The 18,930-nt window shown below is 41.5% G+C and carries 21 protein-coding genes; 8 read left to right on the top strand and 13 right to left on the bottom strand.

Going from position 1 to position 18,930, the window contains the following annotated elements; all coding sequences use genetic code 11:
* Positions 1 to 60 precede the first annotated feature (60 nt).
* Positions 61 to 1,329, top strand: a complete 1,269-nt coding sequence (gene xynC, locus CDO84_RS08805) for a glucuronoarabinoxylan endo-1,4-beta-xylanase XynC (RefSeq protein WP_040083023.1) — start codon at positions 61 to 63, stop codon at positions 1,327 to 1,329.
* Between the two features lie 601 nt (positions 1,330 to 1,930).
* Here xynC and CDO84_RS08800 read toward each other — a convergent pair.
* The 3 genes from CDO84_RS08800 to CDO84_RS08790 all read right to left on the bottom strand — a co-directional run bounded on the left by CDO84_RS08800 (position 1,931) and on the right by CDO84_RS08790 (position 5,494).
* On the bottom strand, positions 1,931 to 2,194 hold the full coding sequence (locus CDO84_RS08800; protein ID WP_040083025.1) for a YnfE family protein: 264 nt from the start codon (positions 2,192 to 2,194) through the stop codon (positions 1,931 to 1,933).
* Between the two features lie 74 nt (positions 2,195 to 2,268).
* A complete protein-coding gene (locus CDO84_RS08795) occupies positions 2,269 to 3,768 on the bottom strand; it encodes a cellulase family glycosylhydrolase (RefSeq protein ID WP_040083026.1) in 1,500 nt (499 codons plus the stop codon).
* A 328-nt stretch (positions 3,769 to 4,096) separates the two neighbouring features.
* A complete protein-coding gene (locus CDO84_RS08790) occupies positions 4,097 to 5,494 on the bottom strand; it encodes an alanine/glycine:cation symporter family protein (protein WP_040083027.1) in 1,398 nt (465 codons plus the stop codon).
* Positions 5,495 to 6,005: 511 nt separating this feature from the next.
* On the opposite strand from CDO84_RS08790, the gene CDO84_RS08785 reads away from it, so the two are divergent.
* On the top strand, positions 6,006 to 6,359 hold the full coding sequence (locus CDO84_RS08785) for a hypothetical protein (RefSeq protein WP_014664143.1): 354 nt from the start codon (positions 6,006 to 6,008) through the stop codon (positions 6,357 to 6,359).
* Between the two features lie 25 nt (positions 6,360 to 6,384).
* Positions 6,385 to 6,510: a hypothetical protein gene (locus tag CDO84_RS21825; protein WP_003231548.1), complete on the top strand. Its 126-nt coding sequence runs from the start codon at positions 6,385 to 6,387 to the stop codon at positions 6,508 to 6,510.
* A gap of 40 nt (positions 6,511 to 6,550) precedes the next feature.
* Here the strand turns inward: CDO84_RS21825 and parC are convergent, their stop codons facing one another.
* The 3 genes from parC to CDO84_RS08770 form a co-directional block, all read right to left on the bottom strand.
* Positions 6,551 to 8,971, bottom strand: coding sequence for a DNA topoisomerase IV subunit A (parC, locus tag CDO84_RS08780; RefSeq protein WP_040083028.1), 2,421 nt, complete (start codon positions 8,969 to 8,971; stop codon positions 6,551 to 6,553).
* Positions 8,972 to 8,974: 3 nt separating this feature from the next.
* Positions 8,975 to 10,942 (bottom strand): DNA topoisomerase IV subunit B, encoded by a 1,968-nt coding sequence (parE, locus tag CDO84_RS08775; RefSeq protein WP_014664141.1) that lies wholly within the window; start codon positions 10,940 to 10,942, stop codon positions 8,975 to 8,977.
* Positions 10,943 to 11,338: 396 nt separating this feature from the next.
* Positions 11,339 to 11,746, bottom strand: coding sequence for a CoA-binding protein (locus CDO84_RS08770; RefSeq protein ID WP_040083030.1), 408 nt, complete (start codon positions 11,744 to 11,746; stop codon positions 11,339 to 11,341).
* Between the two features lie 169 nt (positions 11,747 to 11,915).
* On the opposite strand from CDO84_RS08770, the gene plsY reads away from it, so the two are divergent.
* Both plsY and CDO84_RS08760 read left to right on the top strand, forming a co-directional pair.
* Positions 11,916 to 12,497: a glycerol-3-phosphate 1-O-acyltransferase PlsY gene (gene plsY, locus CDO84_RS08765; protein ID WP_014664139.1), complete on the top strand. Its 582-nt coding sequence runs from the start codon at positions 11,916 to 11,918 to the stop codon at positions 12,495 to 12,497.
* A gap of 87 nt (positions 12,498 to 12,584) precedes the next feature.
* Positions 12,585 to 12,872 (top strand): HesB/YadR/YfhF family protein, encoded by a 288-nt coding sequence (locus CDO84_RS08760; protein ID WP_014664138.1) that lies wholly within the window; start codon positions 12,585 to 12,587, stop codon positions 12,870 to 12,872.
* A gap of 31 nt (positions 12,873 to 12,903) precedes the next feature.
* On the opposite strand, the gene CDO84_RS08755 is transcribed toward CDO84_RS08760, so the two are convergent.
* The 7 genes from CDO84_RS08755 to acnA all read right to left on the bottom strand — a co-directional run bounded on the left by CDO84_RS08755 (position 12,904) and on the right by acnA (position 17,736).
* Complete coding sequence (locus CDO84_RS08755) at positions 12,904 to 13,203, bottom strand: hypothetical protein (RefSeq protein ID WP_014664137.1); 300 nt, start codon at positions 13,201 to 13,203, stop codon at positions 12,904 to 12,906.
* Positions 13,204 to 13,218: 15 nt separating this feature from the next.
* Complete coding sequence (locus tag CDO84_RS08750; RefSeq protein ID WP_014664136.1) at positions 13,219 to 13,635, bottom strand: YbgC/FadM family acyl-CoA thioesterase; 417 nt, start codon at positions 13,633 to 13,635, stop codon at positions 13,219 to 13,221.
* Positions 13,636 to 13,719: 84 nt separating this feature from the next.
* The gene (tlp, locus tag CDO84_RS08745; protein WP_014664135.1) at positions 13,720 to 13,971 is read right to left on the bottom strand and encodes a small acid-soluble spore protein Tlp; all 252 of its coding nucleotides are present in this window, start codon (positions 13,969 to 13,971) and stop codon (positions 13,720 to 13,722) included.
* A 35-nt stretch (positions 13,972 to 14,006) separates the two neighbouring features.
* Positions 14,007 to 14,153: an acid-soluble spore protein SspN gene (gene sspN / locus CDO84_RS08740; protein ID WP_003221249.1), complete on the bottom strand. Its 147-nt coding sequence runs from the start codon at positions 14,151 to 14,153 to the stop codon at positions 14,007 to 14,009.
* 64 nt (positions 14,154 to 14,217) lie between these two features.
* Entirely contained in the window at positions 14,218 to 14,343 is a 126-nt protein-coding gene (locus CDO84_RS08735; protein ID WP_003244964.1) for an FbpB family small basic protein, read from the bottom strand.
* Between the two features lie 79 nt (positions 14,344 to 14,422).
* Positions 14,423 to 14,935 carry a redoxin domain-containing protein gene (locus CDO84_RS08730; RefSeq protein ID WP_040083033.1) on the bottom strand — a complete coding sequence of 171 codons (513 nt, stop codon included), beginning with the start codon at positions 14,933 to 14,935 and terminating at the stop codon, positions 14,423 to 14,425.
* Positions 14,936 to 15,006: 71 nt separating this feature from the next.
* Positions 15,007 to 17,736, bottom strand: a complete 2,730-nt coding sequence (acnA, locus tag CDO84_RS08725; RefSeq protein ID WP_040083035.1) for an aconitate hydratase AcnA — start codon at positions 17,734 to 17,736, stop codon at positions 15,007 to 15,009.
* 226 nt (positions 17,737 to 17,962) lie between these two features.
* Between acnA and sspO the strand changes: the two genes are divergently transcribed.
* The 3 genes from sspO (at position 17,963) to cotM (ending at position 18,760) form a co-directional block, all read left to right on the top strand.
* On the top strand, positions 17,963 to 18,109 hold the full coding sequence (sspO, locus tag CDO84_RS08720; protein ID WP_003244839.1) for a small acid-soluble spore protein SspO: 147 nt from the start codon (positions 17,963 to 17,965) through the stop codon (positions 18,107 to 18,109).
* A gap of 31 nt (positions 18,110 to 18,140) precedes the next feature.
* Positions 18,141 to 18,287 (top strand): small acid-soluble spore protein P, encoded by a 147-nt coding sequence (locus CDO84_RS08715; RefSeq protein WP_003221237.1) that lies wholly within the window; start codon positions 18,141 to 18,143, stop codon positions 18,285 to 18,287.
* A gap of 80 nt (positions 18,288 to 18,367) precedes the next feature.
* Entirely contained in the window at positions 18,368 to 18,760 is a 393-nt protein-coding gene (gene cotM / locus CDO84_RS08710; RefSeq protein ID WP_014664130.1) for an outer spore coat protein CotM, read from the top strand.
* The last annotated feature ends 170 nt before the right edge of the window (positions 18,761 to 18,930 follow it).

Genomic DNA, 18,930 nt, shown 5'->3' with positions numbered 1-18,930 from the left:
TAGCCCGCCATTATGAATTTTCTAATACCGTAAAAGACACATGACGAAGGAGCGAAATAAATGATTCCACGTTTTAAAAAAACAATTTGTATATTATTAGTATGTTTCACTATGTTGTCAGTCATGTTAGGGCCAGGCGCTACTGAAGTTTTGGCAGCCAGTGATGTAACAGTTAATGTATCTGCAGAGAAACAAGTGATTCGCGGTTTTGGAGGGATGAATCATCCGGCTTGGACTGGGGATCTTACAGCAGCTCAAAGAGAAACGGCTTTTGGCAATGGACAGAATCAGTTAGGCTTTTCAATCTTAAGAATTCATGTAGATGAAAATCGAAATAATTGGTATAAAGAGGTGGAGACTGCCAAGAGTGCGGTCAAACATGGGGCAATCGTTTTTGCTTCTCCCTGGAATCCTCCAAGTGGTATGGTTGAGACCTTTAATCGTAATGGTGATACATCGGCTAAACGGCTGAAATACGACAAGTACGCCGCATATGCGCAGCATCTTAATGATTTTGTTACCTTCATGAAGAATAATGGTGTGAATCTTTACGCGATTTCGGTCCAAAATGAGCCTGATTACGCTCACGAGTGGACGTGGTGGACGCCGCAAGAAATGCTTCGCTTTATGAGAGAAAACGCCGGCTCGATCAATGCCCGTGTCATTGCGCCTGAGTCATTTCAATACTTGAAGAATTTGTCGGACCCGATCTTGAACGACCCGCAGGCTCTTGGCAATATGGATATTCTCGGAACCCACCTGTACGGCACTCAGGTCAGCCAATTCCCTTATCCTCTTTTCAAACAAAAAGGAGCAGGAAAAGACCTATGGATGACGGAAGTATACTATCCGAACAGTGATAACAACTCGGCGGATCGATGGCCCGAGGCATTGGATGTTTCACAACATATTCACAATTCGATGGTAGAGGGAGATTTTCAAGCTTATGTATGGTGGTACATCCGAAGATCATATGGTCCTATGAAAGAAGATGGTACGATCAGTAAACGCGGTTACAATATGGCTCATTTCTCGAAGTTTGTGCGTCCCGGCTATGTAAGGATTGATGCAACGAAAAACCCTAATACGAACGTTTACGTGTCAGCCTATAAAGGTGACAACAAGGTCGTTATTGTTGCCATTAACAAAAGCAACACAGGGGTCAACCAAAACTTTGTTTTGCAGAATGGATCTGCTTCAAACGTATCTAGATGGATCACGAGCAGCAGCAGCAATCTACAACCTGGAACGAATCTCACTGTATCAGGCAATCATTTTTGGGCCCATCTTCCAGCTCAAAGCGTGACAACATTTGTTGTAAATCGTTAAGGACACCTAAGGCAAGCGGTACCGCATTGGAGCGGATACGGACATTAACCGCCGAGGGTGCCGCAAATAAACCTGCACGGGAATAAAAAAGTTGAAGTAGAAAAAAGCGATTTTCCGTTCAGAAAATCGCTTTTTTTCTTGTCGTGCGTCGTTTTGAAGACGCATGATTCAAGGTTTTTAAATGTGGGAGGGCATCAGCTTGTTAAAATAAATGTATAAGGAATAAACATAAGCGTTATAAACAAATAAGTATTTTATCATTTAATGGATTCACTTTTATGTTCTCTTTACAGAAAGTAAAACTAGATCCATTCTGAACGACAACTGGTGCACTATTACTGAGATAGATATTATGAATATTCAGGGAAGGGAAATGTAGAACGCTATCGAAAGTTTGACTTGTTGACAATTCAAACTTTAAGAAAAGAAAAGACCGGAAGGCCAAGATTTAATAACCAACTACTAAAAGAATTCGCTTTTTAGTTTACATAATATATATTCTAGGAAGTAAACAAAATAAATGAATTTCTGTCTCATATCAAAAGTATACTTAAGTTAGTGAGACAGAAATTGAAATGAAATTTTATTGGTTTGTTGCTAATCAAAAAAATGGCGTTGTTAATCCATAATAAACTGCTTCTAAATCTTCCAGCGTCATATCGCCATATGCGCATTTGATAACAGAGTCAGCAAACACATCATAGTCATAATCTGTAGAAAATCCTTGCTGCAGCTGTTTTTCGTAAGCTTCAATCTGTTCTTTTTGATACTGGATGTCTTTTTCCTTACCTGGATAGTCCGGACCATTTATCGCATGATTCATTTCTTTGAACAGCATCATATATTGCTTCAGTGTTTCATCCACACCCTACACCTCCTTGTTTTACTGGATAAGATAATGAAAACGGACATCATTGCTGATGTCCGCCAACAGTTAAACTATTTGGGTTCTGTTCCCCAAATCAGTTTTCCGTGATTATATAATGTGATTTTTTTCGTTGTTTTAAACGTATTTGATTGGAAAAAGGAATAATCGCCGCTTTGTGCATAATTGCTCCAGTCATCGTTGTGAAGACGAAGCTGAATATTTCCTGTGCTTGCTCCCGGTGACAGCGTTCCTTTTTTAAACCCCAGTTCCAGATAGGTATCTGCGCCTTGCTTAGGTTTATGCAGCGTCACAAATTTGTGTTTCAGATTGCCGCATCCAATCTGCGCGTAGTCACAGTCAAGGTTTTGGCCTTTGTTTTTCGCGTTATACCAGTAACGGGCAGTAATATCTTTTAAATCAACCGTGGTATTCCCGTTATTTTTTATGTGAAGCTGCGGGCGGATTTGGTTGCTGTTCACACCCCCATCCCCTGCTTTGTATTGTACAGAAATGCCGTTTTCCTGTGCGGGGTTATCTTGTGCCGGCGTTTCAGGGCGTTCTTTCGTTGAATCTTTGTTGCCGAGAATGTTTTCTCTTACGAATGTTCCTGAAGCAGTTAAATCTGTAAGCGGCCAGCCGCCTGTTTTAGATGCTCCCGGCTTTAACGCTGAGGATGATTCCTGCTTATCAGAAAGATTCCAGTTCACCCAGCTGATTTTCTTGCTGTCGAGATAATTCAGCCATTCCCGCGACTGGTCAAGGAATACACCGCCATTTCCAGACGCGTCGCTTGTTCCCCATTCCGTCACGAAAATAGGCGCTCCTTTACTGAGTGCATAGTTTGCTTTATCCCGTAAAGATTGGCCGTGTGTGCCGGCATAAAAATGAAGCGCGTACATGACGTTTGCATCTTTTAGCTGATCATCGGCAGCATCATTCACATCCTGGCTCCATGTACCGGTTCCGACAATGATGGTATTGTCTGGATCATTTTTGCGGATAACGGAAATCACTTCTTCCGCATACGGTTTAATATCACGCTTCCAGTTCACATCACCGTTTGGTTCGTTTGCAATTTCATAAATGACATTTGGCGTGTTTCCGTAAAGGCTTGACATTTCCTTGAAGAATTCTTTTGCCTTCTCTTTATTTTGATTTGGATTACCGTCATTTAAGATATGCCAGTCAATGATGACATATATCCCAAGCTCTTTTGCCGCTTCAACCGCTTCTTTTACTTTGTTTTTCACGGATGGGTTGTCAATATAACCGCCATCTGCTGTATACATCGCCGCTCGGAAAACGGTAATGCCCCAATTGTCTCTCAGCCATTTTAAGCTGTCTTTATTGACAAAATCGCCATACCATTGCAATCCGTGTGAACTGATCCCCTTCAATTGCACCGTTTTGCCGTTTTGATTGATTAGCTGCGTGCCTTTTATGCTAAGCTGGCCATTTATGGCGACTGGCGTTTTTGCTCCTGCAGCAGATGCTGCTGGATTTCCTAAGCCGCTGGTTGCGAGTATTGAAATTAATAAACATACGATTAAGATAGAGACTTGACGTTTCATATATAGTATTCTTTCCTCCTTTACATCATGACGAAAATATATGCCTATTAACTCGTCCGCTCCACCTCCCTTCCGTTTTTGTTTGGCACGGACTATTGTAAAAATTTATCTCATCTTTGTCTATCAACCTAATTTCTTGTTTTTAGACGGATTAAAAGCCTGTCAATTTGCTCTTTTTGTCTTGATTCAGATACTGCTGACACATACGGACCAAATAGAAAATTGTTTAATCAGGACTATTCACGTTACTTTTTGTTTAATTTGAAAGATTCTGCTTCTTTGCGCCAAATAAAAAGCCGCATTCAATGAATTGAATGCAGCCGTGTTCTTATGCTTCTTGTTTCTCATCTTCCCATGTTTCAGCATTTTTCAGCCCTGGAATGTTTTTCGCTTTAAATACAGGATCAAGTCCTTGTTTACGCTGTTTCGCGTAATCTTTATAAACTTTGTAAGCAACGTTTGACAGCAGCGTAATCACAACTAAGTTAATCAGCGCCATGATACCCATAAAGAGATCCGCCATGTCCCAAACGATTTGGAAGCCTGATAGAGAACCGTAGACAACCATAGCAATAACCGCAATCCGGTAAATATTCAGCCATGTTTTGCTTGTTTTAATAAATTCAATATTTGTCTCACCATAATAATAGTTGCCGACAACTGAACTGAATGCAAACAAGAACATTGCGACTGCGATGAAGCTAGGCGCCCAGCCACCGATATGATGATTAAGGGCAGCCTGGGTTACTTGGATACCATCACCTTTTGGCGTTACACTGTACAGCAAAATGATAAACGCTGTGGACGTACATACGATAAATGTATCGAAAAATACGCCTAATGTTTGAATAAAACCTTGTTTTGCCGGATGCGATACATGAGCTGTTGCAGCCGCATTCGGAGCGCTTCCCATCCCTGCTTCGTTTGAAAAAAGTCCGCGCTGCGCACCGATAACGATGATGCCGCCAATTCCGCCGCCGACGACTTGTTCAAACCCTAAAGCATTTTTAACAATTGTAGCGATAACGCCAGGGAAAGCCGTAATATTTGTGATGACAACAAATAATGCAATAATAATATAAATGCCTGCCATAACCGGTACGATTAACTGTGTTACAGCCACAACACGTTTCAAACCGCCAAAAATGATAAACGCAGTTAAAACAGCCAAGACAATGGCTACAACTGTTTTATTCACATGAAATGCGCCATCCAACGCTCCTGCAATAGTATTCGTTTGAACAGCGTTAAAGATTAAACCGAATGATACCGTAATTAAGACAGCAAAAACGATGCCAAGCCATCTGGCTCCAAGACCCTTCTGAATGTAGTAGGCCGGACCTCCGCGGAAATCCTCCCCGTCTCTTACCTTATAAAGCTGCGCTAGCGTACTCTCAACAAAGCTAGAAGCCATACCTACAGCAGCTACAACCCACATCCAAAACACAGCGCCCGGTCCGCCTGTCGCAATTGCTAAAGCTACACCAGTCAAATTCCCAGTACCGACTCGGGATGCAGCGGAAATAAAGAATGCCTGCATAGAGGAAACGCCTTTATTTCCTTCAGGCTTCTCACCTACTATTCTGAACATTTCAATAAAATAACGGAATTGGATAAAACCAAAACGTATGGTAAAAAATAATCCAAGCCCTATTAAAATATAAAATAGGTATTTCCAAATGAAATCACTTGGAATATGAATTAAACTATCGAAAAAAGACGCCATATTTACCTCCCGTTTTCATCAATTCAATACGAATTCGTTTTGATGTTAGATTTTTTAACATAACGAGTTTTATTATATCACAATATGACGAATTAGGAAGTTTTTTCGCGAAGAATATTGTCATAGCCAGATGTTACTCTGTCGACCCTTTCCCTAGCATTTTCCTATAAAAAATAAAAACATTCGTTGCAAGTTTGCATTTTTAAAAAAGTACCTATTAACAATGCAATCATTTCCTCTCATTTTCTTACCTTTCCTTTGATTTTAGCTCACAAATAAAGGAATAAACCTTAGACAACAAACATATCATCTAAAATATGCTTTTATTCACACCATAAACCGGGTATACATACACTAATAAAGAATGTTTCTCTTTCAAAAATAAGCAAAAAGATATATACTTAACAAAGTGAAATTTAGTTTTTAAATTTAATAAATCAGGTTTACTTTTAGGATGGATTGGGGTATTATTATAAAAATATTCAGTAATATTAAAGGAGGGGGAGATCATTTGAAAAAAGTAACGATATTGAAAGCATCCATCTTATTCTTGGCGATCGCCAGTTTTCATTTGCTCTCAATTCCCCACGCCTTTGATATCGGCCATCATTATAAAGCCGTAGCCGACCAGCAGGAAATGCACGAGATGAAAGCCGGCCAAAATGCTGATGATGAGAAGAAATCCATCACAGGGGCATTTGCGCTAACCGCTTTGTGGGCAATGGCTGTTCTGCTTCTGACCGCTGAAAGCAAAAGTACGGGATACACCCGCAGGCGCCAGCGGAAAAAAAGCTTTATACTGGCCAAATTTTATCAGTCGTCTTATTTCGGCAAACTTCATGTTCAACATCACCCGATTATATAACGATAATATGAGGAGGCTGTTTAACATGTTGTTTATCTTAAGAATGGTGATATTAGGCTTATTTTCTTTCACAGCGCTGAATTTATTTGTATGGCAGGGAATTGAAGTCATTCATGCCGTAACAGATCTATTCACCAACCATGAAAGCTAAATAAACGAAACCCGCTCACGTAATATGAGCGGGTTTTTTATTATTGTTCTGTATGAACGCGCCAAACAGCTGTAACCTTGCCTGATTCCTCTTCATCAAAAAAGAAAGAGCCATTGCTGTATCTGTCGTTTGTCCGCAGCTCTTTTGCCTGCAGTTCTTTTCTGTCGCCTTTTTCTGTTTCTGCCATAAGCCGCTGTTCAAGACCGCAAGCGAACAGTGCTGCAACACGGTGAGGATTCTTTTTCAGTTCCCTTAGCATCACGACACCGCGTTTTGCGCGGGATGTTTTCTCGAACTCAGAAAGACTCATGCGTTTTACCGCTCCCCGCTGTGTGAACAAAACAATTGAATCAGATTCTTGAAGGATCTCTCCTGAGACAACAAAGTCATCCTCTTTTAAGTTAATCCCTTTGACACCTGCCGCACGCGCGCCAACTACATTCACTTCGTCTTCTCTAAACCACAGGCCGTACCCTAAGTGAGTGGCCATAAAGATCTGGCTTTCCCCATTTGTTACATGAACATCAATCAATTCATCTTCACCCTTCAGATTTAAGGCCACAAGCGCCTTAGAATAACGCTGTGCTTTGTAATGGGTGAGCTCTGTCTTTTTCACCATGCCGTTTTTCGTAAAGAACAATAGATATGCCGACGGATCAAATTCTTTTATCGGTATGGCCTTTACAATCGTTTCATCACGGTCAATGGTGATGATATTAGAAAAATGCTGACCCATGTCCTTCCATCTGATATCAGGCAGCTGGTGAACAGGACAATAAATGTAGCTTCCTTTGTTCGTAAAGAGCAGCAGCACGTCCGTCGTATTCATCTCAAATTGATGCAGCATCCTGTCCGTATCTTTCATTCCGAAATCCTGGCCGTTAGAAGCGGCATATGAGCGCTGGCTTGTCCGTTTTAGATAGCCATCCTTCGTAACGGTTACATATACATCCTCAGACGCAACCATAACTTCAAGGTTGATTTTAATTTCCTCAATTTTTTCTTCAATCACGGAGCGTCTCGTGTCTGCATATTTCTTTTTCAGTGCTTTTAAGCTGTTTGTGATCACTTGTAACAGCTTTTTATCATTGCTTAAAATAGATTCGAGCTCTTCAATTTTTTTACCGAGCTCTTCTGCCTCTTCCTTAAGCGCTGTGATATCGGTATTGGTTAAACGATATAACTGCAATGACACGATGGCTTCAGCCTGAGGCTCTGTAAATTCGTATTTCGCAATCAAATTATTTTTAGCGTCACGTTTATCGCTTGAAGAACGGATCGTTGCAATGACTTCATCTAAAATGGACAAAGCTTTCATGAGCCCTTCTACGATGTGATGTCTGTCTTTTGCTTTTTGAAGCTCATAAACGGACCGGTTTGTGACGACTTCCTTTTGGTGTCCAATATACGCATCCAAAATAGACGGCAGGCTCATCAGCATCGGACGGCGGTTATGAATAGCCACCATATTAAAGTTATATGTGATCTGCAAATCAGTGTTTTTATATAAGAAATTCAAAATGCCTTTGGCATCCGCTTCTTTTTTCAGCTCAATGACCACTCTCAGCCCTGTTCGATCCGTTTCGTCACGAACCTCTGAGATGCCTTCAACCTTTTTATCAATACGGAACTCGTCCATTTTTTTCACAAGGTTTGCTTTATTTACTTCAAATGGAATTTCAGTAATGACTATTTGTTCTCGTCCGCCTCTGATTGTTTCAATTTCAGCTTTTCCGCGGATAATGATTTTTCCTTTTCCAGTTTCGTAAGCTTTTCTTATGCCGTCAACGCCTTGAATAATACCGCCTGTCGGAAAATCAGGCCCTTTAATGACTTCCATGAGTTCATCAACAGAGCAAGATGGCATTTGAATACGCTTAATGACAGCATCAATGACTTCTCCCAAATGATGAGGGGGAATGTCGGTCGCGTATCCCGCTGATATCCCGGTTGATCCGTTGACCAATAAGTTAGGAAACATCGCCGGGAGTACGACAGGCTCCTTGCTTGTGTCATCGAAGTTAGGCACAAATTCAACCGTGTTTTTGTCAATATCCCGAAGAAGCTCAGATGCTATCGGAGATAATCGTGCCTCTGTATAACGCATGGCTGCCGGGGGATCTCCGTCGATGCTTCCGTTGTTTCCATGCATTTCGATCAACACATTACGAACTTTCCAATCCTGACTCATCCGCACCATTGCTTCATAAACCGAACTGTCACCGTGCGGATGATAGTTACCGATGACGTTACCGACCGTTTTGGCCGCTTTTCTGAAGTTTTTATCAAACGTGTTTCCATCTGTATGCATCGCATACAGAATTCTGCGCTGTACCGGCTTTAATCCGTCTCTCGCATCAGGCAGCGCTCTGTCTTGAATAATATATTTACTGTAGCGTCCAAAACGGTCGCCGATCACCTCTTCTAATGGTAAATCATGAAATAATTCTGGCTGTGACAATCATTAAACCTCCTCAGCGACCGATAAGTTTTCATTTTCTAAAATATTGCTTTCTTCATCTAAGCCGAAAGCGACGTTTTTCTCAATCCACTTTCTGCGCGGCTCTACTTTGTCTCCCATTAACGTCGTTACACGTCTCTCTACACGTGCCGCATCGTCAATTTTGACCCTAACAAGGGTGCGGGACTCCGGATTCATTGTCGTTTCCCAAAGCTGGTCTGCGTTCATCTCTCCAAGACCCTTATATCGCTGAATGGTATAGCCCTTGCCGACTTTTTTCAGGACATCACCCATCTCTTCATCAGACCATGCATATTCAATGATTTCCTTCTTCCCGCTTCCTTTACTGACCTTATATAAAGGTGGCAGCGCTATAAACACCTTGCCATGCTCAATGAGCGGCTTCATATAGCGATAGAAAAAGGTAAGAAGCAGCACTTGAATATGGGCGCCGTCAGTATCGGCATCGGTCATAATGATGATTTTGTCGTAGTTGATGTCATCGATTGAGAAATCTGCTCCGACACCCCCGCCGATCGCATGAATGATCGTATTGATCTCTTCATTTTTAAAGATATCCGCAAGCTTAGCTTTTTCTGTATTAATGACTTTACCGCGTAAAGGCAGAACTGCTTGGAATCTGCGGTCTCTTCCCTGCTTGGCTGACCCGCCTGCTGAATCACCCTCAACGAGATACAATTCATTTTTTGCCGGGTTTCTCGAACCCGCAGGCGTCAGCTTTCCGCTTAAAGTCGCTTCTGATTTTTTTCGTTTTTTGCCGCTTCTTGCTTCTTCACGGGCTTTGCGTGCCGCTTCGCGCGCCTGGCTCGCCTTGATTGCTTTTTTGACAAGAAGCGTTGCGGTGTCCCGATTTTCCTCTAAAAAGTAAGCAAGCTGCTCGGAAACAATTGCATCAACCGCTGATCTTGCTTCACTCGTTCCGAGCTTTCCTTTTGTTTGTCCTTCAAATTGAAGAAGCTCCTCAGGAATGCGGACAGAAATAATGGCTGAAAGCCCTTCCCTTATATCGGTGCCTTCAAGGTTCTTATCCTTTTCTTTCAGCAAAGCCACTTTTCGCGCATATTCATTAAAAGCCCGGGTCATCGCAGTTTTTGCACCCGACTCATGCGTCCCGCCATCTTTTGTTCTGACATTGTTAACAAAAGACAAAATATTTTCAGAATAACCATCGTTAAACTGGAACGCAAAATCCACTTCTATGGAATGGTGCTCTCCCTCAAACGAGACCACTTCAGATAAGACGTCTTTTTCTTCATTTAAGTAAGCGACAAACGCCTCTATGCCGTTTTCATAATAAAAGACCTCATGCTGGTCATTGCGTTCATCAATCAGCTCAATTTTCAATCCTTTTAACAAAAACGCAGACTCTCTTAAGCGCTCGGAAAGCGTTTCAAAATTATAGGTTGTTGCGCTGAACATCGTTGGATCTGGCTTAAAGTGTGTGAGTGTTCCCGTCTTTTTCGTTTTGCCGATCTTTTCGAGAGATGTAACCGGTTTTCCTCCATTTTCAAATCGCTGCTGATAGATAAAACCGTCCCGTTCAATGGTAACTGTCAGCCATTCAGATAAAGCATTCACGACTGACGCACCCACTCCATGGAGCCCGCCGCTTGTCTTATAGCCGCCTTGGCCGAATTTTCCTCCGGCATGAAGTACCGTAAAAATCACTTCAGGGGTTGGTTTGCCGAGCTTATGCATTCCGGTCGGCATGCCACGGCCTCTATCCTGTACAGAAATGCTATTGTCTTTATGTATTTTGACGATTATGTGATCTCCATGGCCGGCAAGCACCTCGTCGACAGAGTTATCTACAATTTCATAAACCAAGTGGTGCAAGCCGCGCGCGTCAGTAGAGCCAATATACATACCCGGCCTTTTCCGGACAGCCTCAAGGCCTTCGAGCACCTGTATGGCATCTTCGTTGTAATCAAATTGCTGTTTTCTAGCCAAACGTACAAACCCCTTTCAAAAACTAACATTGTCTTTCTCTTTTTCAGTGTTACACATCATTTGTATATAAGATATTTTTTATAAACCTCGCCTCAAGCCGGTACTGCCTTGGACTCCTCATTATAACCAATATGTTTGCAATCGCAACATAGAGCTAACGAATCAGTTCTCAAAACATCGGCTAGTGCTGTTTTCGCACTATGAGAACGTATGTTTGTTTATTATATATAAAGCAGCAGACCTTCGCAAATCGAACGGCCGAAACCCAGCTGGACAAGGTATTCAAAAAAAGCTGTTCAAGCTTTATTGTATCTGTTTCACCGTAATACGCAAACAATATCTTAAAATTAAAAAGCAAAAATCCTTGAATTCACAAGGATTTTTGCAGTTCTGCACCTATTTTGTTACAGCGTGTGCCACTTTTATGCACAGATCCATGATAACCGTTCTGCCTTTTTCTTTTAGCTTCTGGTATGCTTCCTCGTTTACCAGCCCTTGCTGCGCCCAAAATACCGGGGCATCTGTCTCTAAAAACTCTTCCGCCACTCCAGGAAGCTGTTCTGAGCGCCGGAATACATTGACGATGTCAATCGGACCGTCAATCTCTTTTAAAGATGAAACGGCTTTGACACCTAGTGCCTCATCAATTGTCGGGTTCACTGGGATAATTTCATAACCCGCGTCCTGCATTGCTTTTGAAACCATATGTGACGTTCTATCCGGACGGTCTGAAAGCCCCACTACTGCTATACGTTTGCTTCTTTGAAGAATCTCTTTAATTTCCGCTTTAGAAGGGTTTTGCATCATGAGTCACTCCTTTTCCACTTATTTTACACGATCAAAACAGGAGAAATCAAAATATGATGCAGGTTTGATTAGATTTGTAAGCAAACTTTACAAAAAAACTTATCATCAGATCATGACATCTCATGTTAAAATAGAAAGAAGGGAATTTGAAAAAGGAGAAATGTAGATGTTAATTGCTTTATTGATTATTTTGGCCTACTTGATAGGTAGCATTCCATCTGGCTTAATTGTGGGCAAGCTTGCCAAGGGAATCGATATTCGGGAGCACGGAAGCGGCAACTTAGGCGCTACCAATGCATTCCGTACACTGGGCGTAAAAGCAGGTTCGGTCGTCATAGCCGGAGATATTTTGAAAGGGACACTGGCAACTGCATTGCCTTTTCTCATGCACGTTGATATTCATCCGCTTCTTGCAGGAGTCTTTGCGGTTATAGGCCATGTGTTCCCCGTCTTCGCTAAATTTAAAGGCGGTAAAGCCGTGGCAACATCAGGTGGCGTTTTGCTATTTTACGCACCTCTGTTATTTATCACGATGGTTGCGGTATTCTTCATCTTTTTATACTTGACTAAATTTGTTTCTCTATCATCAATGTTAACAGGGATCTATACTGTTATATATAGTTTCTTTGTCCATGATACGTATTTATTGATTGTCGTTACCCTGCTCACTATTTTTGTGATATACAGACACCGGGCAAACATTAAACGAATCATCAATAAAACAGAACCTAAAGTAAAATGGCTATAAGCTTAAAAACCTTCTCTTTTGACACAGAATAGCCTAATACGTTTATAATAGAGAAAATTCAAATGAAGAACAAAGGGGTGTGCTGTTATGAATATGACAATTAACGAAGACGCATTGAACTGGTATAAAGAAGAGCTCGATTTGGAAAGCGGAGACCAGGTTCGCTTTTTCGTCCGCTACGGAGGCTGCAGCAACGTTCAAAAGGGTTTTTCTCTCGGTGTAGCGAAAGATGCCCCACAAGAGGCTGGAGTCACTGCAGAAGCAGACGGCATTACCTTCTTTATTGAAGAAAGTGATTTATGGTACTTTGATAATCACGACCTTCTCGTCAGCTATTCAGAAGACGCTAATGAACCGGTTTTTGAATACCAATAAAAAAGAACGCACATGATGTGCGTTCTTTTTTTTACAAATGAAATCGTATAAGATGATCGGTTAGGTTTTCTTGTTCCAAAATATATTTTTGGGTCTCCCCCAGCAGATCAAAGTGAGGAAATTCACTTTTCTTATGTATCCATTCTTTCTTTAACCCGTAGGCTGCTCCCCACCGGATCAGCTTATCAATATCTGCACAGCCGGCTTTTGTCACAGTTTTTGCTTCCGGAAACCGGTCATCAAGCCAGTAATGTGTTAAAAATGCGATTTCTCCTTTTTTCACTGCTTGTTTCCACCGGTTCAGTTCCTCCCGTTTCACACCAAACGCCATATCCCGTTCACTTCCCTATTTTTTGGCCTTTTCATATGCTGCGTGCCAATCAGGAAAAGCTTTGCGGAATTGAATAGGCTTAAAGCTTTCTTTATCCACACATATATGAGATGAGGTGGCTTTGATGGAAAGCTCACCGGCCGGATTATAAATGTGATAACCATAAACGGTTTTAAAGCCGTTATATTCCTCTATCCATGTATGGACAACCGCGGTTTCTCCGTAATGAAGCGGCTTTTTATAGGAGATGTTGATATCAACGACTGGAGACAGAACACCTTTTTTCTCCATATCACTATATAAAAAGCCTAAGTCCTTGATTAAAGCAGTTCTGCCGACCTCCATCCACACAAGATAATTTGCGTGATAGACAATCCCCATTTGATCTGTTTCTGCATAACGCACTTCTATTTCTTTTTTTGATACATGCAAGATTACTCTGCTCCCTTAACGTCAATTTAGCCCCATTTTACCATAACCAAATCAGAAAGAAAAAAACCAGGTTTCCCTGGTTTTTTAAGAGCGGTATCCATTTTGTCTCGCTGCGGATTCGTCCTGTATTTCATTGCGAAATGCTTCAATGCTCTGTTCGCGTCTTGCATTTTTTTCTTTGATACGCTGTTTATCTTCTCCTGAAGCAAACTCCATTGTTGCTTCTGCTTCTTCTATATTTTCAATTGTATTTTGAACCATATCCTGCAATTTTTCTACATTATCAGAACGATCATCAGGATTAGGCTGCTGATATTGATTTTGGTTCTTTGTCATCGGATGTACCTCCTAGAAATAAACTCGATTTTTCGCTACTCGCCCTTTGTCTGCATGATGATCGGCTGCTGTCCTGAAGTATCATGCATTTTTTCCCCTTTATTGGCTTTATATTTCACAGGCTTTGTACCCAAGTGGCTTGGAGCATATTGAGGCTGACCGTTTTTCTTGTTGTTTCCCATGCTTATCCCTCCTCAACAGATAGGTTTCTCAAAAGGAGGGGTAAACATGAATACAAATTAAAGGTTATTTTTGCTTAAATCGCTGTTCAAGCTTTTCCTCAAGCTGATTTAAATACTCTGTATTAGTCATCAGCTCTTTTTTGTTTTCCATGACGAGCTCATGAAAAGAACGTTTTCTCATCTTCTTCACGCTTCTCACCTCCGCATATTCTTTTATTTTTTCCAATTCTGAAAACTTGTAAGCATATCTGAACATAAAAAAACTGAATCTAATCAAGATCCAGTTTTTGTTCCATTTCTTTTTTTGTCATGGTGCCAATGTGTATGTCTTGAATAACACCTTTTTCATCCAAGATATATGTCGTTGGATATGACATCACGTTATAGTCAGCATTGATCCCTTTTTTATCAATCAGAATGGGGAACGTTAAATCATACGTATCAGCAAACGCTCGGACTTGTTTTTCACTTTTCTCAGCTGAAGTGAAATTTACCGCAACAACCGCAAGTTTGTCGGCATACTCTTTTTGCAGCTCTTCCATCGCCGGCATTTCCTGACGGCACGGCTTACACCAAGTTGCCCAAAAATTGAGCAATACTTTTTTGCCTTGTGAATCCTTTAAGGAGCTATTCTCTCCCGACAGCGTTTTCAAAGAAAAATCAGGTGCTTGTTGCCCCTCTTCAATTCCGACTTCTTTTTTGCTGTATGTTTGATACAGGTTCCAACCCATATAACCGGCAAGCATAATAATCAGGATCCCTGCAAGCCATTTTTTCAGCATATGCCACCTCCGCAGCACATTTTGTCATAAAAAGAAGAGAAAGCGAAATGCCTTCTCTTCCTATTGATTCATCAGGACTGCTTCATTTTTTCACGAAGCACCATTTGAAGGATGCCGCCATGGCGGTAGTAATCAATTTCAACTTCACTGTCAAAGCGGACGACTGCTTCAAAAGTTGTTACATTGCCGTCTTCATTGATTGCTCTTACCGTCACAAGGTCACGAGGGCGAACTGTTTCATCAACATCTACCTCGATGACTTCTTTACCCGTTAAGCCAAGTGTATCTGCATTTTCACCTTGTTTAAACTGAAGCGGCAGCACACCCATGAATACAAGGTTGCTTCTGTGAATTCTTTCAAAGCTCTCTGCAATTACCGTTCTGATGCCGAGTAGGTTTGTTCCTTTTGCGGCCCAGTCACGTGAAGATCCCATACCGTAGTCTTTTCCTGCTAATACAACAAGACCGGTTTTATCTTCTTTGTATTTCATGCACGCATCATAGATGGATGTTACTTCACCAGTTGGCCAGTACGTCGTAAATCCGCCTTCTGTACCCGGTGCGATTTGATTTTTGATGCGAATGTTTGCAAATGTCCCTCTCATCATGACTTCATGGTTTCCTCGGCGCGAACCGTAGGAGTTAAAGTCACGAGGAGAAACCCCTTTTTCTTGCAAATACTTTCCGGCAGGCGTATCTTTACCGATTGCACCAGCAGGAGAAATATGGTCAGTTGTGACTGAATCGCCGAATTTACCGACAACACGCAAACCTTTTAATGGTTCAACCTTGCCTGGTTCAACAGACATTTCTTCGAAGAATGGCGGATTTTGAATGTAAGTTGATTCGTTATCCCATTTATATAACGCTTCATCTGTTGTTTCAATCTCGTTCCAGCGCTCGTTGTCATCAAATACCGTTTCATACTCTTTACGGAAGAGCTCAGGCGTAACTGTTTGCTTAACAAGTGAATTGATTTCGTCTGTTGACGGCCAAATATCGTTAAAGTATACGTTTTGACCATCTTTACCTACACCGATCGGGTCGGTTTTCAGGTTAATGTTTACCGTTCCAGCCAGCGCATATGCCACAACAAGCGGCGGAGAAGCAAGGTAGTTTCCTTTAACAAGCGGGTGAATACGTCCTTCAAAGTTACGGTTTCCGGAAAGGACAGACGTAATCAGAAGATCATTTTTCGCAACCGCTTCTTCGATTTCTGGTGAAAGCGGACCTGAGTTTCCGATACATGTTGTACAGCCGTACCCAACGAGGTTAAAGCCAAGCTCTTTCATGTATGGAAGAAGGCCTGAATTCACAAGATATCCTGTAACGACTTTAGAACCTGGTGCAAGTGACGTTTTCACGTAATTAGGCACCTTAAGCCCTAACTCAACCGCTTTTTTCGCTACTAGTCCTGCACCGATCAGCACGTAGGGGTTAGATGTATTCGTACAGCTTGTAATCGCGGCAATAGCGATCGCACCCGTTTTCATAACTGTTTCTTCGCCATTGAGAAGTTTAAATTTAATTTCTTTATTCTCTTCTTCAGCGTTTAAACCGAACCCTTGGTTACCCGCAGGGCTGACTAAGTGCTTTTTAAACGTTTCCTGCATAGCAGAAAGCGGAATTAAATCCTGAGGACGCTTTGGACCTGATAGGTTTGCTTCAATTTGTGAGAGGTCGATTTCAACCACATCAGTAAATTGAGGGTCTTCCGCATCAGGAGTGTAGAACAAGCCATTGCTTCTGCAGTACGCTTCGACAACATCAATATGTTCAGGATCACGGCCTGTCAGGCGCATGTAGTTGAGCGCTTCTTCATCTACTGGGAAGAATCCGCATGTAGCACCATATTCCGGAGCCATGTTCGCAATTGTTGCGCGATCAGCAAGCGGCAGTTCAGCAATTCCCGGTCCGAAGAATTCAACAAATTTGCCGACAACGCCTTTTTCACGGAGCACTTGTGTTACTTTTAACGCCAAGTCAGTAGCTGTTGTTCCGTTTGGAAGCTTGCCGACAAGTTTCGCGCCGATTACCTCTGGAACTGGGAAGTAAGAAGGCTGTCCAAGCATTCCCGCTTCAGCTTCAATTCCGCCGACACCCCAGCCAAGAACACCGATACCGTTAATCATTGTTGTATGTGAGTCTGTCCCCACAAGCGTATCAGGATACGTTACAAGCTCACCGTCTTCTTCAATGGCATGGACAACACTTGCCAGGAACTCAAGGTTGACCTGATGCACAATACCTGTTGCAGGCGGCACTGCTTGATAATTGTTAAACGCTTTCTTTGCCCAGCTTAAAAATTTGTAGCGTTCTGCATTTCTTTCGAATTCTAAATCCATATTTACTGCTAACGCGTCTTCCGTACCCGCTTTATCAACCTGTACAGAGTGGTCGATAACGAGATCAACAGGAATTTCAGGGTTGATTTTATCAGGATCTCCGCCGACAGCTGCCATCGCTTTACGCAGTGAAGCAAGGTCTACTACTGCCGGAACCCCTGTGAAGTCTTGTAAAATAACACGAGACGGTTTGAACGGAACATCGATTTCCTTTAATTCGGCAGTTCCCCATTTTGCCAAATTTTCCACATGTTCTTTTTTGATGACGAATCCGTCCACTTGACGCAAAACTGATTCTAAAAGAACTTTGATGGAATAAGGAAGCTTCGAAACCTTCCCGATACCTGAATCTTCTAACGCTTTTAAAGAGTAGTAATGATATGTTTTCCCATTTGTAGTAAACGTTTTTCTCGCTTGGAAAACGTCTTTTGCTGCAGTTTTTTGCTCGTTTGTCATTCTCCAAAATCCCCCTTCAGATCAGATCATTCTCAGATGAACATTACATTCCATCACAATTTTCTCACAATTTCATATTAAAACAAAATCATACATAAGTAAATATCAATGTTTTTATTAAATACAATAAGTTCGACTTATGAGAATATACACCGGTAATTTTTACTGTTTATGCTCTCTCATAGAACACACTAAAAGGAGCCATATTATGATTGAGGTGATAATGATGGTTAAAAGAAAAGCGAATCACGTTATTAACGGAATGAATGACGCCAAAAGCCAAGGCAAAGGCGCCGGCTATATCGAAAACGATCAGCTTGTACTGACTGAAGCTGAACGCCAAAATAATAAAAAGAGAAAAACCAATCAATAACATCGAACTCTTTTAAGGAGGTCCTCATTTTATGACCAATAAAAATACAAGTAAAGATATGCATAAAAATGCGCCAAAAGGACACAATCCGGGACAGCCTGAGCCTTTAAGCGGAAGCAAAAAAGTGAAGAATCGAAACCACACTAGACAAAAGCACAACTCAAGCCATGATATGTAAGAAAAGCAGACCTTAGTGTCTGTTTTTTTATGCGTTCACCCATTTATTATCCACCGCATATACTGTAAGGCAAGGTTGATATGTGGAGGAATGCTTCCATGACTCATTCAAAACGTAATGATGCAAATGATTTCGATAGTATGGATGAATGGCTTCGGCAATTTTTTGAAGACCCCTTCGCCTGGTACGACGAAACATTGCCTATTGATTTATATGAAACAAGTCAGCAGTATATTATAGAAGCGGACCTGACTTTTTTACAGCCGACACAAGTAATGGTTACCCTGTCTGGCTGCGAGTTCATTTTAACAGTCAAATCATCTGGACAGACTTTTGAAAAACAAATGATGCTTCCTTTTTATTTTAATGACAAAACCATTCAAGCCGAATGCGAAAATCAAATACTCACAGTCGCCGTCAATAAAGAAACAGAAGATGGCTCTTCTTTTTCTCTTCAATTCCCTCTCAGCTAAACATAAAAAGTCACTTTCATCCCCTATAATGAAAGTGACTTTTTTTCCGTCCATTTATCGTCAAATACCCTCTAGTGACTCTCCCATGGCCAAATAGCAGATTCACTATACAATAGAATATGATCTACTATCTCTTTTGACTAGACATCTATCACTTTTTTCTATTCTTT

It is taken from the genome of Bacillus sp. MD-5, from assembly GCF_002201875.1.
In the GTDB taxonomy this organism is placed as follows: domain Bacteria; phylum Bacillota; class Bacilli; order Bacillales; family Bacillaceae; genus Bacillus; species Bacillus stercoris.
The sequence above is the reverse complement of the archived record's forward strand: the minus strand, read 5'-3'. Positions and strand labels throughout refer to the sequence as shown.